Source organism: Azospirillum terrae, assembly GCF_053470425.1.
Map to the genome: position 1 here is coordinate 161,273 of NZ_JBPXMR010000006.1, position 12,709 is coordinate 173,981.

The window sequence follows — 12,709 nt, forward strand, 5'->3', positions numbered from 1 at the left end:
AAGGCGTAAGCCCGCCGGCGGCCGCCTGAACCGTTCCTACGACGCCTTCGCCTCCGCGCCACCTTCCGCGGCGGCCTCGGCCGCCTTTGCGGCTTCGGCGGCCTTGGCCTGGGCCATCTGCTCCAGCCGGTTGCGGTAGCCGGTCACCGCCGCTTCCACCTCGCGGACCATGGACTCCAGCGGGCGGTTGGGATCCGATGCCTGCAACAGCTCGTGCGACAGGGTGACGGCGTGCGTCACCCCGCCACCGTCGCCTGCGCCGGCCTCGGCCTTGGCGCGCACCAGTTCCACCAGTTGACGCAGCGCACGGGCCGCGGTCTTGGCGGCCGTCGTGTCCTTGTCGTCGGGCAGGCGGCGGACCAGTTCGTCCAGCACGGCGGGGACACGGACCAGATGCTCGATCGCCATGCGTTCGGGCGGGTCCTTGAGCAGGCCAATACGGGCGAACTCCACCAGGAAGGCGGCCTGCACGGCGGAGCGCAGCACCTTCTGCTCGCTCACCTGCCGGATCGCCTGGATCATCAGCTGGCGGATGTTGGTTCCGGCCCACTTGCCGGTGGCCTTGAGCTTCAGCGTGTTGGGCACGTCCAGCAACGGGATCTGCGCGCCCCCGCGCGGCGACTTGCGGCGGTCCGGCCCTGTGTAGTCGGCGGTGACCACGAAGCCGCGGCGGTCCTTCATCAGCGTGACAATGCGATCCAGCACCTGCTTGGGCGACACCGGCTTGGCCAGCAAATCGTCGGCGCCGGAATTGGTCATCCGCATCAGCAGCACCGGCGTCGGTTGCCACGTGGTGACGATCAGACCGGCGAAGGGGTTTGGCGTGTTCACGTCGTTGCGGATGGCGCGGACCAGCTTGAACGCCTCCGCCTCGGCCTCCTCGCCGTCGGCGTCGATGAGCAGCAGGTCGGGAGTGGCGCCGGCAAGCCTGCCGGCGGCGTCCTTGAAGTTCGAACAGGTCTCGACCCGCTTGATGCCCAGCCGCCCGAGCACGTCCCGCATCAGCCGCAGGCTGTTGGACTGGGTGTCGATGATCGCCGCATCGACGAGCGAGAAATCATAGTCGGGCATGGAGGGCCTGAGCCGCGGATTTGCCAGACCGACCTTAGCACAATCCTGCGTGGCGGCTACCGCGCAACGTCGCCGCGGTCCGGCGATTCCACCAGCACGAAGACCAGCGACGTGCGCCCGTCCACCGGGAACGGCTTGCCCGGCAGCACCATGCGCCCGTCGCCCTCGCCATCGGCCACCCGTGTGTCGAGCACGCAACGCCAGCCCCGCCCGCCCGGCACCTCGGGCAGCGTCACCGGCACGGTGTCGACGTGGGCGTTCAGCACGATCAGCAACACGCCGTCGTCGGACGCCGTGCCGTCCGCACGCAGGTACTCGCCGGCATGGCCGTTCAGCAGCAGGCCGATGCAGCGCGCGTGCGTGTTGCGCCATTGCTCGGCGGTCTTCTCGTTGCCCTGCGGGGCGTACCACGTGATGTCCTTGACCCCGTTGGCCGAGGCGACGCGCCCGTGCAGGAACACCGGCCGGCGCAGCACGGGGTGCGCTTTACGCAGCGCGATCAGGCGCCGGGTGAAGGCCAGCATGGCAGTAGACGTCGTTTCGGGCCCGGCCCCGCCCATACGGGTCCAGTCGAGCCACGTCAGCTCGTTGTCCTGGCAGTAGGCGTTGTTGTTGCCGAGTTGGCTGTGCCCGACCTCGTCGCCGGCCAGCATCATCGGCGTGCCCTGAGACAAGAACAGGGTTGCCAGCAGGTTGCGCTTCTGGCGCTCGCGGATTTCGCGGATGCCCGGATCGTCGGTCGGCCCCTCCACCCCGTAATTGGCCGAGTGGTTGGCCGAGTGTCCGTCGCGGTTGCCCTCGCCGTTGGCCAGATTGTGCTTCTCGGCGTAGGAGACCGTGTCCTCCAGCGTGAAGCCATCGTGCGCAGTGATGAAGTTCACCGACGACCACGCCTTGCGCCCGCGCTTCTCGAACAGGTCGGACGAGCCGGCGATGCGGCCGGCCAGTTCCGGCAGCATGCCCTCGTCGCTGCGCCAGTAGCGGCGCACGGTGTCGCGGTAGCGGTCGTTCCACTCCGCCCAGCCCGGCGGGAAGTTGCCGACCTGATAGCCGCCGGGGCCGACGTCCCACGGTTCGGCGATCAGCTTGACACCGGCCAGCACCGGGTCCTGCCGCACGGCGTCGAGGAAGCCGCCCGCCGGGTCGAACCCGTACGCCTCGCGCCCCAGCACGGGGGCGAGGTCGAAGCGGAAGCCGTCCACATGCATCTCCGTCACCCAGTACCGCAGGCTGTCCATGACCATTTGCAGGACGCGCGGGTGGGTGAAGTTCAGCGTGTTGCCGGTGCCGGTGTCGTCGATGTAGTAGCGCTTGTCGCCCGGCATCAGCCGGTAATAGGACGCGTTGTCGATGCCGCGGAAGCTCAGCGTCGGGCCGAGGTGGTTGCCCTCGCCGGTGTGGTTGTAGACCACGTCGAGGATGACCTCGATCCCCGCCTCGTGCAGGCGGGCGACCATGGTCTTGAACTCCGACAGCACGCCAGTCGTCATGTAGCGCGGCTCGGGCGCAAAGAAGCCGATGGAGTTGTAGCCCCAGTAATTGTGCAGCCCCTGCACCGTCAGATAACGGTCGTCGGTGAAGGCGTGCACCGGCAGCAGCTCGATCGCGGTGATGCCCAGCGCCTTCAGGTAATCGACCACGGCCGGCGACGACAGGCCGGCGAAGGTGCCGCGCAACGGCTTCGGCACGTCGGGGTGGCGCATGGTGAAGCCGCGGGCGTGCGCCTCGTAAATCACCGTGTCGCTCCACGGCACCTCGGGCCGGCGGTCGATGCCCCAGGTGAAGGCGGGGTCGACCACCCGGCACTTGGCCATGCTGCGGGCGTTGTCGCGCCGGTCGAAGGACAGATCCTCGCGCGTCGAGCCCAGGCGGTAGCCGTAATGCGCGTCCGACCAGCGGATGCCGCCGAACAGCGCCTTGGCGTAGGGGTCGAGCAGCAGCTTGTTGGCGTTGAAGCGATGCCCGTTGGCCGGGTCGTACGGCCCGTGCACCCGGTAGCCGTAGAGCTGCCCCGGCCGCGCTTCGGGCAGATAGCCGTGCCAGACCTCGTCGGTGTGCTCGGGCAGCGCGATGCGCTCGACCTCGCGCTGCCCGGTCTTGTCGAACAGGCACAGCTCGACCTTCTCGGCGTTGGCCGTGAACAGCGCGAAGTTGACGCCGAAGCCGTCCCACGTGGCGCCCAGCGGGTAGGGCTTGCCGGGCCAGACGGTGGTGCGCTCGGACCCGTTGAGGGACATCGGGGATGGGCTCCGAAAAAGGCGGGCTGCGAAAAACGGCGGGACCCTGCACCAATCGCGCATCCCCCGCCTGCAATAAAGGAGAGGCACGCCGTGAGCGTCAAGGACCGCGCGGGGCACCGCTGACGAAATAGGTATGACGCTAAAGAGCTAGCCCCTTCCCTCGACTCGCGCCGCCCCCGCCCCAGTTACCAATATTCGACAGGCATTCGCATCATCCTTTAGCGAGGCCCACCCCGATGGAACAGGTCGCCGACTCCAAAGCTCCGGCTGCAATCCGCATCCGCCTGACCCAGGAGCAGCTGAACACCGTGCTGGCCCGGCACGAGGCGTTCACCCGCTCGCGGCCCGGCGGAGCGCGGGCGATGCTGAAGCTGTGCGACCTGTCCGGCCTCGACCTGTCGGGGCGGATGCTGACCGGGGCGGACCTCACCGGCTCGCGGATGGTGGGGACGCGGCTGAACGGCACCGACCTGGAGGGCGCCTCGCTGTTCGGCAGCGACCTGCGCCGGGCGCAGATGGTGCGCGCCAACTTCCGCCGCGCCGACATGCGCGGCGTGGTGCTGCGCGGCGCCATGATGGCGGGCTGCAACCTGATGCAGGCCGATCTGCGCAACGGCATGCTGATGAACGGTGCCGGCGGCGACCTGCGGCCGATGGTGCAGATCTCATCCACGTCCGACCTGTCGGGCGCGGTGCTGGCGCGCTCCGACCTCAGTCAGGCGAAGATCTCCGACAGCTTCATCCTTCAGACCGACCTGCGGGACACCTGCCTGCGCGGCAGCAAGCTGATGCGCGCCGACATGCGCAACGCCGACCTGACCGGCTGCGACATGGAAGGCGCCGATCTGTCCGAGGCCAATTTGAGCGGCGCCAAGCTGGAAGGCGCCAACCTCAGCCGTACGGTGATGCGCCACACCAGGCTGGAGGGCGCCAACATGCTGGGCGCCCTGACCGACGACGTCGACCTGACCACCGCGCGGCTGACCGGCGCCCGTCTGGCCGATGCCCGCGCGCTGTTCGGCGACGAGCTGGCCGACATCCTGGAGCAGCACGATTCCTGGGTGTTCAGCAACGGCAAGACCGGCAAGCGGGCCGACCTGTCGGGCCGCGACCTGTCCGGGCTCGACCTGTCGGGGGTCAACCTGTCGGCGGCGGTGCTGCGCACCGCGAAGATCCGCGCCGCCAAGCTGACCGGAGCCTCGCTGGTCACCGCCGACCTGTCGCTGGCCGATCTGCGCGGCTCGCTGCTGCTGGAGGCCGATCTGCGCGGCGTCAACCTGCACCGCGCCGCGCTGGACGAGGCCGACCTGTCCAGCGCCCGCCTCGGCCCGCTGGTCATCACCGGCGGCCATCTGTGGCCGTCCGACCTGTCGCGCACCCGCATGCGCAAGGCGATCCTGGTGACCGCCGACCTCAGCAAGGCCAAGATGGCAGGCGCCGATCTGGAGGGCGCCGACCTCAGCGGTGCCCGTCTGAGCGGCGCCAACCTGATGAACGCCACCCTCACCGACGCCGAGTTGACCGGCGCCCGGATGAACGGCACCGACCTGCGCGGCGCCGTCGGGCTGTAATCCCTCCCCCACCCGCGAAATGTGGCCCGCCTCACAGCCGCGCAGGCCAGCGCCCGCCAGTCTGCACGCGTCGGCAGCCGCCGACGTACCGCAGCACTGGAGGGAGTCCCGCCATGACGATGAACCGCCACCTCGCCCTGGGCGCCGCCGCGTTGGCGGCCGCCAGCCTCGCCCTCGGCATCACCTTGCACCGCGGCGCCCCGCCGCATCCCCTGGCGCCCGCCATGGCCGCCAGCCCGGCCGTGAAAGCGGCCTCCCCGCCGCGGGTCGAGGAGCGCAAGACCGACGACGACGGTTTGAGCGCCACGGGCATGGAGCACGTCCCGGTCTTCGATTGACGGGGTCCTCCCCGGTCACTCCAGATCGGGGAGCGCCCGGTAGGCGTCGCGCAGGGCCACCGACCAGCGTTCGCAGATGTTGCGGAAGTACGGGTCGGACTCGGTGATGCGGCGGCGGAGATCGACGCGCAGCGCGTCGCGCCGATAGACCAGCAGGTCGATGGGCAGGCCGACCGTCAGGTTGCTGCGCAGGGTCGAATCCATCGACAGCAGCACGAGCTTCACCCCGGCCGCCAGATCGGTGTCGTGGTGGACGACGCGGTCGAGGATGGGCTTGCCGTACTTGTGCTCGCCCACCTGGAAGTAGGGGGTGTCGCAGGTGGCCTCGATGAAGTTGCCGGCCGGGTAGATCTGGAAGAGGCGCGCCTCGTCCCCCTTGATCTGCCCGCCCAGCAGCAGCGACACGTCGAAGGGGACATGGTGCTGGTCCAGCGCCTTGCCGTCCAGGGCGTGCACCTTGCGGATGGCGGCGCCGATCAGTTGGGCAGCGGCGAACATGCTGGGCACGGCGTGGAGGGTCTGGACCACGCCGTCCACCTCGACGCCGTTCTGCGCGAAGGCGATCACCGACTGCGAGATCGCCAGGTTTCCCGCCGACATGATGACCAGGACCCGCTCGTCGGGCACCTCGATCACGTGCATCTTGGAAAAGCTCGCGATGTGGTCGACGCCGGCGTTGGTCCGCGTGTCGGACAGCAGCACCAACCCATCCTCCAGGCAAAGCCCCACGCAGTAGGTCATCGCGCACCCCCTCCGCCGCCGGTCCAAAGCCGGCGGAACAAGAGATGGGATCGCCCGGCGCATCGGGACAGGGCACCTTCGGCGGCGCGCCCGTCCTTCGAGGCGAACGCGAAAGGGGCGGCCAGCGGACCGCCCCCCGTCTCAACCGCCGGCGCCGAAGCCGCTAACGGTTCTTGTCCTGATCGCGGTTGAGGTTCTGACCCTGCTGACCGCGATTCTGATCGCCCTGGCCCGCCTGCTGGCCACGGTTGTGCTCGCCCTGCTGGGCCTGCTGCTTGCGCTGCTGGTCGGTGTTCTGCCCCTGCTGGCCTTGCTGGCCCCCCTGCTGGCCTTGCTGCGACCGGTTCGGGTCGTTCTGCTGGGCTTGCTGGCTGCTCTGCTTGCCCTGGTTGCCCTGTTGATTCCGGTTCTGATCGTTGTTCATCTGGGGTCCTCCTCGTGTTGAATTGGATCGCCTGGACAGGCAGCCCCACAACAGCGAGAGCGGAATTACGTCCCGGCAGAAAATCTCCGGGCAGGAGAAGCGGCGTGGCGCTTGGAACAGTTTGGAACAGTTTGGAACAGTTTGGAACAGTGTACGCACCCTGTTCCATTCGTCCCTCCCGGTTCCGGGTCAGGGGCGCCGGCCGCCGGCGTAGATGAAATCGGGCTGTTCGATGGTGCCGGTCGAGGTCCAGGGGAACTGGCCCTTCAGCCCCTCCGCCTCCGGCAGATGGGCGATGAGCGCCACCGGCGGCTCGTCGGGCGCCGGGGCGGGGAGTTCGCCGAGCACGGGCTCCATGGGCGTCTCGCGGTCCTGCTCCGGGTGGTCGGGCAGCGGACGGGCGCCGCCGCGCGCCTGGAAGACGTCCAGCCGGTCGGCCAGCCAGCGCACCGTCGCCATGTCGCCGTTGGAGACGGCGTGGCGGATCTGCATGGACACCATATCCGTCAGCGAGCCCAGTTGCGCCCGCGCCTCGCGTTCGAGGATCTTGCGCTCCCACCAGATGCGGGTGCGGAAGTCGATGGAGCCGTAGTACGCCCGCCACAGCGTGGTGCGGCTGCACCCCAGCGAGCGCGCCACCTGGAGGAAGGAACTGCCGCGCGCCAGCATGAAGGCGGCGTGCACCCACGCCTCCTCGGGGAAGCGCGAGTTCGGCACCAGAGACCCGGACTTCGGCACCGGCGGCTCCTTCAGCCACGCGGGCAGCAACTCGTCTTCGGGCACCTCCACGCCGAGGCGGAGCGCTTCCTTGTCCCTGTGCTCGTTGAAATCGATCTTGGTCGGACCGCCGGTCGTGGTCATGGCTGGGCTCTTTGTCTTATGTGACGGATTTTTGTCCTATCATGAGAGCGCATGGGTTGTCAAGGCGCCGCGCCCTCTTCCACTCACTGTGGGAGAGGGAGGGGACCCAGGCGCAGCCTGGGGAGGTTGAGGGCAACGCGCTCGCTGGAAAACGGATCAGGCCGCCGAAGCCATATGCAGCCGGACCTTCTCCCGCTGCTGCAAGTGAGCGAGCACGGGGAACAGCGTCTTCGCCTGCGGATTCCCCTTCGGCCCGAGCATGCGGTGCAAGCTCTTGGCGTTGACGTTCACTTCGTCGGCCAACGTTTCGAAACCGATGGTGGCATTGATGTAGTCGCGCAGCATGGCCTGACCGACCGCAACCTCACCGCCGAGCAGGCTGTCAACGGCCTCGCGGAGCAAGGCCTGACGGAACTCGGGGTCTCGGTCGGCGCGAGCCTTGACCGTCTCTCGAAAGTCGCGCGTTAGAGCCATGGCTACTTTCTCCTCTTGGGACCCTTGCTGACGGGCTTGGATTTCTGCCGGTCGGCGTCTCTCGCCCCTTTCGCCCTCTCGGCCTTCCGGCGCTTGTATTCCGCCCAAAGACGTTTCGCTTCCGCAATATCCTTACTCTGGGTGCCCTTGTCGCCGCCGCCCAGAAGAATGATCAACTGGTCGCCGTCCCACGCCAGATAGATCCGATACCCTGGCCCATGATCGATCCGGTATTCGTGAATGCCTTCGTCGAGCGGCTTTATATTTCCATACTGACCAAGGGACATCTTGGTCTTCGCCTTAGACACCTGCACCGCAGCCTCTGCCGTCAGACTGTCGAACCAGATCTGGTACGGGCTGCCGCCGTCCTCGTACAGGTACTCTCCGACCTTTGTCATGGTAACCTATTCGTTACTAACATAGATGGCGGCGCCCCGCCCGTCAAGGTGCTGCCCCCGCCCTCTTCAGCCGCACCCCCGGCCCGCCGCCATTTTCCGGGATGAACTCGATCCCCGCCTCTTCGAGCGCGCGGCGAATGGCGAGCAGGTTGTTCGGATAGGGCGTCCGCGCCCCGCGTTCGAAATCGAGGATCGTCTGCCGCGACACGTTGGCGGCCTCGCCAAGATCGCCTTGGTTCCACCCGAGCATGCCCCGTGCGCCACGGCATTGCGCCGGAGAGATGTTGTCTTTTTCCAATGGTATAACTTTTTGTTTGAACTTGCGGGCGAGTTAACCCAAAATACCAAAGGTTCAGCATAGAGCCAATGCGGCCGAGCGCGGTGTTGGAGCACCCCGCCCGGCCTGACCACAACCCAGCTTCTGAGGAGCTTGGATCATGGCTGATTCCCAAGATACACGGACTTTGCCTTTACCGCGCCGGTCATTGCTGACTGCCAGCACCACGGCCCTCGCGGCCCCACCGCTGCCCGCCACTCCGGCAGACCCCACCCTGCCCCTCTACGAAGCCTGGGCCACCGAGTTGCGCATCACCGAGTCCCTGGCCAAAGCCTACAATCTCGATCCCGACCCGGACGCAGACGATTCGCACCTGATCGCCGCCGAAATCCGCTGCGATCAAGCCGCCGAGCGCCTGCTTGCCACCCGCCCCACCACCCTTCCGGGCCTTGCCGTCAAGGCTCTGTGCATCCGCAGTCGCTTGGAGCGCCCTCACGACGAAATGTTATTAGAAATTATTACTGATGATTTAAAATATCTTGCCGATTTCGCACCGTCCTGAATAGTAACATTATTCACACAGAAAATACCCGCTCCTCAAAGAAAAGCGTGCACATTAAGCGCACCCAATTTCGACGCACTGAACCACAAATCAGATTTATAGTCTTTAAGCATATCCGCGCCGTACTCATCATTAACGCAAAATATGCTTTGCATGGCGTCATCTTCCATTGACATAATTTTATTAAATAGCAACGTTTTGTTGGTCGAATCTAGGCGCGCAAAGAATCCAGTATCAAATATAACAAGCCAAGGCGTATCGCTTTTTAGTGAAGTGACGAATTTTATAGCTATATCAATTAATGCAAATGTTTTCTCCGTGTGACTTAAATTCTCCACAGGCAGAAAGAATGATCGCCCATCAGGAACGAGTATATTAACGGAATATTTCCCAACCCGCCTGAATTTATATCCAAATGCGGATGTGGAAAACAACTCTTCTCGAAGAGAGTCCCACATCACATCTTCCGTAATCTGAAAAATTGATGATAGATATCTAATTGCTTCACGAAACGTGTCCTTGAGACCACCCCTCCTATAATATAACTGACCGTCAAAATGTAACACCTTGAACATTTGACGCGGCCAATCTACATATACACCACCATTAACCTCAATGTGCAGCCTATTGCGAAATTTCGCCTTGCTTCCCTTTAAATCTAAAGTCTGCTGGCTCAATTTAACGGAATGGTACATTCCACTCGCAATAACACCGGCTTCAATTATTGGGCTTCCGCTAGATCCACGGCAGAAGCCGAACCGCTCCGAAAACCAATTATAGTGCGCTCCACCAGAAAGCGCAGCAATGGCCTGACAAAAAGTTGTTTTCCCAGAATCTGAACGCCCGAATACGATATTATGCCTCCCCAGCACCACTTTCTCATTCTCGGAGAAAATGCCAATCTCTGATAATTTAATTTCCGCCAAACCCGACCTAATTCTGCGCTCTCCAGCAGAAACCCGCGAAAAAACCCAATCTTCGTGCTGCTTCTTCCAGCGCCTAAGGGCTACAACCGTATGTTTACTCTCGTTGTCGTCAATTAACTTTCCGTGCGTCTGGCACATCCATATGCCGTTCCCTTCACTCGCACGCTCCTCCGGCAGCATGTCCTTGTCGTATCGAGGTCCAGTTTTTGCCGCAGCCGTAATGTGTGCGGCGACCCCAACCATACTAACACCAGATGATCGATCCGCCGACGGACCAACTGTTAACCTATGGCACCCAGGAAAGGAGCAGATGTATCCAGATTTTTTTGCCAGAACATCTTTCACCTTCGGTGAGAAATTATCCCTGCCGTCATCAGGATTATTATCGCCGCCATCGCTCATAAACCAAAGCCCTTGCAAAAAATGATGAAATACACCTCACCCCAACACCACTACAGAACCATAGCCTTCATTTTCCAATCGTTACGACGAAACAGTGGCACGCCAGATCAATGGCAAACCACGCCCTTCTCTGAAAGCGCAATAGATATCTATGTTTTCACCCCACCCGCTCCAGCACTACCGTCCCCAGCGGCGGCAGCGTCAGGTTCAGCGAATACGGCCGCCCATGCCACGACACCTCCTCCGCGTCGACGCCCTCCCCCGGCCCGACCCCGCCCCCGCCATACTGCCCCTCGTCCGTGTTCAGCCGCGTCGCATAGCGCCCCGCGAACGGCACGCCCACACGGTAGCCCTCGCGCGGGACCGGGGTGAAGTTGCACACCACCACGAACACGTGCTCAGGCTCGCGCCCCCGGCGCAGGAAGGTCAGGATGCTGTTGTCCGAGTCGTTGGCCTCGATCCACTCGAAGCCGGCCGGGTCGGTGTCGAGCTGGTGCAGCGCCGGCTCGTCGCGGTACAGGCTGTTGAGGTCGCGGATCAGCGCGTGAACGCCGCGGTGCAGCGGCTCCTCCAGAAGATGCCAGTCCAGGCTGTGGGCGTCGTTCCACTCGCGCCACTGCGCGAACTCGCCGCCCATGAACAGCAGCTTCTTGCCGGGATGCGTCCACATGAAGGCGAAGTAGGCGCGCAGGTTGGCGAATTTCTGCCAGACGTCGCCGGACATCTTGTTGATCAGCGAGCCCTTGCCGTGCACCACCTCGTCGTGGCTCAGCGGCAGGACGAAGTTCTCGGAGAAGGCGTACAGCAACCCGAAGGTCAGGCCGTGGTGGTGGTAGCGGCGGTGGATCGGGTCCTTCTGCATGTAGTCGAGCGTGTCGTGCATCCACCCCATGTTCCACTTGTAGCCAAAGCCCAGGCCGCCCAGGTAGGTCGGCCGCGACACGCTGGGCCAGGCGGTGGACTCCTCGGCGATGGTGGTGGCGCCGTCGTGGCGGCCGAAGGCCAGCTCGTTCATGCGCTTGAGGAAGGCGATGGCCTCCAGGTTCTCGCGGCCGCCGAAGGCGTTGGGAATCCACTCCCCCGCCTTGCGGCTGTAGTCGAGGTACAGCATCGACGCCACCGCATCCACCCGCAGGCCGTCGAGGTGGTACTGCTCCAGCCAGAACAGCGCGTTGCCGAGGAGGAAGTTCGACACCTCGCGCCGGCCGAAATTGTAGATCAGCGTGTTCCAATCCTGGTGGAAGCCCTGGCGCGGGTCGGAATGCTCGTACAGGTGCGTGCCGTCGAACTCGGCCAAGCCGTGCTGGTCGGTGGGGAAGTGCCCCGGCACCCAGTCGAGGATGACGCCAATGCCCTCGCGGTGGCAGGCGTCGACGAAGCGCTTGAAATCCTCCGGGCCGCCGTGCCGCTTGGTCGGCGCGTACAGGCCGATGGGCTGGTAGCCCCAGGAGCCGTCGAACGGGTGCTCGGTGATCGGCAGCAGCTCGATGTGGGTGAAGCCGAGGTCCTTGACATAGGGGATCAGGCGCGCGGCCAGCTCGTCGTAGGTGAGGAAGCGGTTGTCCTCCTCCGGCACCCGCGCCCAGGAGCCCAGGTGCACTTCGTAGACGCTCATGGGCGCCTCGCGGTCCTGGGCGCGGGCGCGGTCGTGCATCCAGGCGTGGTCCTGCCAGCCGTAGGGCTGCACGCCGTGCACCACCGAGGCGGTGGCCGGGCGCAGCTCCGCCTCGAAGGCGTAGGGGTCGGCCTTCAGCGGCAGCAGGGTGCCGTCGGCGCCCTTGATCTCGAACTTATAGCGGTCACCGGGGGCGGCGTGGGGGACGAAGATCTCCCACAAACCGGCCTCGACCCGCTTGCGCATGGGCAGGCGGCGGCCGTCCCACTCGCAGAAGTCGCCGACCACGCTGACCCGGCGGGCGTTGGGCGCCCAGACGGCGAAGGCGACGCCGGACACGTCGTCGATCTCGCGGGCGTGGGCGCCCAGGCGCTCGTAGGCGCGCAGGTGGTTGCCCTCGGCGATCAGGTGCAGGTCAAGCTCGCCCAGGATCGGGCCGAAGCGGTAGGCGTCCTCGAACTCCATCGTCGCCAGCGGGAACTCGACGCGCAGGCGGTAGCGGAAGCGCTGGCGGCGATCCGGCATCACCGCGGCGAGGAAGCCGGCGTCGTGCAGGCGGTGCATCTCCGCGGCGGGCTCGCCGGTGGCGCTGTCGATGACCCAGGCGCGCAGGGCACCGGGGAAAAAGGCGCGCACCTCGACCGGGGCGTCCGGGCCGTCCTGGTGCTGGCCCAGGATGGCGAACGGGTCGCCGTGGTCGGCGTGGACGATCGCCTCGATGCCGCCTCGGAGCAGCGCCGCCTTCTTGGGGTCGGCCTTGAGCCGGGTGCTGGTCTCGCCGGACATTGCTGGGGGCATCGGTGGTCCCT

At 65.2% G+C, this 12,709-nt stretch carries 13 protein-coding genes; 3 read left to right on the plus strand and 10 right to left on the minus strand.

The features are described from left to right. Positions 1 to 36: 36 nt before the first annotated feature. Positions 37 to 1,071, minus strand: a complete 1,035-nt coding sequence (locus ACSVDD_RS17415) for a response regulator (RefSeq protein ID WP_448190641.1) — start codon at positions 1,069 to 1,071, stop codon at positions 37 to 39. A 56-nt stretch (positions 1,072 to 1,127) separates the two neighbouring features. After that, complete coding sequence (gene glgX / locus ACSVDD_RS17420) at positions 1,128 to 3,308, minus strand: glycogen debranching protein GlgX (RefSeq protein ID WP_448190642.1); 2,181 nt, start codon at positions 3,306 to 3,308, stop codon at positions 1,128 to 1,130. Between the two features lie 239 nt (positions 3,309 to 3,547). Between glgX and ACSVDD_RS17425 the strand changes: the two genes are divergently transcribed. Then, positions 3,548 to 4,882, plus strand: a complete 1,335-nt coding sequence (locus ACSVDD_RS17425) for a pentapeptide repeat-containing protein (RefSeq protein ID WP_448190643.1) — start codon at positions 3,548 to 3,550, stop codon at positions 4,880 to 4,882. 113 nt (positions 4,883 to 4,995) lie between these two features. After that, entirely contained in the window at positions 4,996 to 5,220 is a 225-nt protein-coding gene (locus ACSVDD_RS17430) for a hypothetical protein (RefSeq protein WP_448190644.1), read from the plus strand. 15 nt (positions 5,221 to 5,235) lie between these two features. On the opposite strand, the gene ACSVDD_RS17435 is transcribed toward ACSVDD_RS17430, so the two are convergent. The 6 genes from ACSVDD_RS17435 to ACSVDD_RS17460 form a co-directional block, all read right to left on the minus strand. After that, positions 5,236 to 5,961 (minus strand): proteasome-type protease, encoded by a 726-nt coding sequence (locus tag ACSVDD_RS17435; RefSeq protein ID WP_448190645.1) that lies wholly within the window; start codon positions 5,959 to 5,961, stop codon positions 5,236 to 5,238. 163 nt (positions 5,962 to 6,124) lie between these two features. After that, a complete protein-coding gene (locus tag ACSVDD_RS17440; protein WP_448190646.1) occupies positions 6,125 to 6,385 on the minus strand; it encodes a hypothetical protein in 261 nt (86 codons plus the stop codon). Positions 6,386 to 6,574: 189 nt separating this feature from the next. Beyond that, positions 6,575 to 7,246: a hypothetical protein gene (locus ACSVDD_RS17445; RefSeq protein ID WP_448190647.1), complete on the minus strand. Its 672-nt coding sequence runs from the start codon at positions 7,244 to 7,246 to the stop codon at positions 6,575 to 6,577. A 156-nt stretch (positions 7,247 to 7,402) separates the two neighbouring features. Beyond that, positions 7,403 to 7,720 carry a helix-turn-helix domain-containing transcriptional regulator gene (locus ACSVDD_RS17450; RefSeq protein ID WP_448190648.1) on the minus strand — a complete coding sequence of 106 codons (318 nt, stop codon included), beginning with the start codon at positions 7,718 to 7,720 and terminating at the stop codon, positions 7,403 to 7,405. A 2-nt stretch (positions 7,721 to 7,722) separates the two neighbouring features. Beyond that, positions 7,723 to 8,118, minus strand: coding sequence for a type II toxin-antitoxin system RelE/ParE family toxin (locus ACSVDD_RS17455; protein WP_448190649.1), 396 nt, complete (start codon positions 8,116 to 8,118; stop codon positions 7,723 to 7,725). A gap of 43 nt (positions 8,119 to 8,161) precedes the next feature. Then, complete coding sequence (locus ACSVDD_RS17460) at positions 8,162 to 8,416, minus strand: helix-turn-helix transcriptional regulator (protein WP_448190650.1); 255 nt, start codon at positions 8,414 to 8,416, stop codon at positions 8,162 to 8,164. A gap of 139 nt (positions 8,417 to 8,555) precedes the next feature. Here ACSVDD_RS17460 and ACSVDD_RS17465 point away from each other — a divergent pair, with 139 nt between their 5' ends. Then, positions 8,556 to 8,957 carry a hypothetical protein gene (locus ACSVDD_RS17465; RefSeq protein WP_448190651.1) on the plus strand — a complete coding sequence of 134 codons (402 nt, stop codon included), beginning with the start codon at positions 8,556 to 8,558 and terminating at the stop codon, positions 8,955 to 8,957. Positions 8,958 to 8,992: 35 nt separating this feature from the next. Here ACSVDD_RS17465 and ACSVDD_RS17470 read toward each other — a convergent pair whose 3' ends face one another. Both ACSVDD_RS17470 and glgB read right to left on the minus strand, forming a co-directional pair. Next, on the minus strand, positions 8,993 to 10,285 hold the full coding sequence (locus tag ACSVDD_RS17470; protein WP_448190652.1) for a hypothetical protein: 1,293 nt from the start codon (positions 10,283 to 10,285) through the stop codon (positions 8,993 to 8,995). Positions 10,286 to 10,442: 157 nt separating this feature from the next. Then, entirely contained in the window at positions 10,443 to 12,698 is a 2,256-nt protein-coding gene (gene glgB / locus ACSVDD_RS17475) for a 1,4-alpha-glucan branching protein GlgB (RefSeq protein WP_448190653.1), read from the minus strand. Positions 12,699 to 12,709: the final 11 nt, after the last annotated feature.

Excerpts from the sequence above, each read along its gene's own strand:
- ACSVDD_RS17445 (WP_448190647.1), bottom strand. The coding sequence starts at position 7,246 with ATGACCACGACCGGCGGTCCGACCAAGATCGATTTCAACGAGCACAGG.
- ACSVDD_RS17440 (WP_448190646.1), bottom strand. The coding sequence starts at position 6,385 with ATGAACAACGATCAGAACCGGAATCAACAGGGCAACCAGGGCAAGCAG.
- glgX (WP_448190642.1), bottom strand. The coding sequence starts at position 3,308 with ATGTCCCTCAACGGGTCCGAGCGCACCACCGTCTGGCCCGGCAAGCCC.
- ACSVDD_RS17415 (WP_448190641.1), bottom strand. The coding sequence starts at position 1,071 with ATGCCCGACTATGATTTCTCGCTCGTCGATGCGGCGATCATCGACACC.
- ACSVDD_RS17435 (WP_448190645.1), bottom strand. The coding sequence starts at position 5,961 with ATGACCTACTGCGTGGGGCTTTGCCTGGAGGATGGGTTGGTGCTGCTG.
- ACSVDD_RS17465 (WP_448190651.1), top strand. The coding sequence starts at position 8,556 with ATGGCTGATTCCCAAGATACACGGACTTTGCCTTTACCGCGCCGGTCA.
- ACSVDD_RS17455 (WP_448190649.1), bottom strand. The coding sequence starts at position 8,118 with ATGACAAAGGTCGGAGAGTACCTGTACGAGGACGGCGGCAGCCCGTAC.
- ACSVDD_RS17430 (WP_448190644.1), top strand. The coding sequence starts at position 4,996 with ATGACGATGAACCGCCACCTCGCCCTGGGCGCCGCCGCGTTGGCGGCC.
- glgB (WP_448190653.1), bottom strand. The coding sequence starts at position 12,698 with ATGCCCCCAGCAATGTCCGGCGAGACCAGCACCCGGCTCAAGGCCGAC.
- ACSVDD_RS17425 (WP_448190643.1), top strand. The coding sequence starts at position 3,548 with ATGGAACAGGTCGCCGACTCCAAAGCTCCGGCTGCAATCCGCATCCGC.
- ACSVDD_RS17470 (WP_448190652.1), bottom strand. The coding sequence starts at position 10,285 with ATGAGCGATGGCGGCGATAATAATCCTGATGACGGCAGGGATAATTTC.
- ACSVDD_RS17450 (WP_448190648.1), bottom strand. The coding sequence starts at position 7,720 with ATGGCTCTAACGCGCGACTTTCGAGAGACGGTCAAGGCTCGCGCCGAC.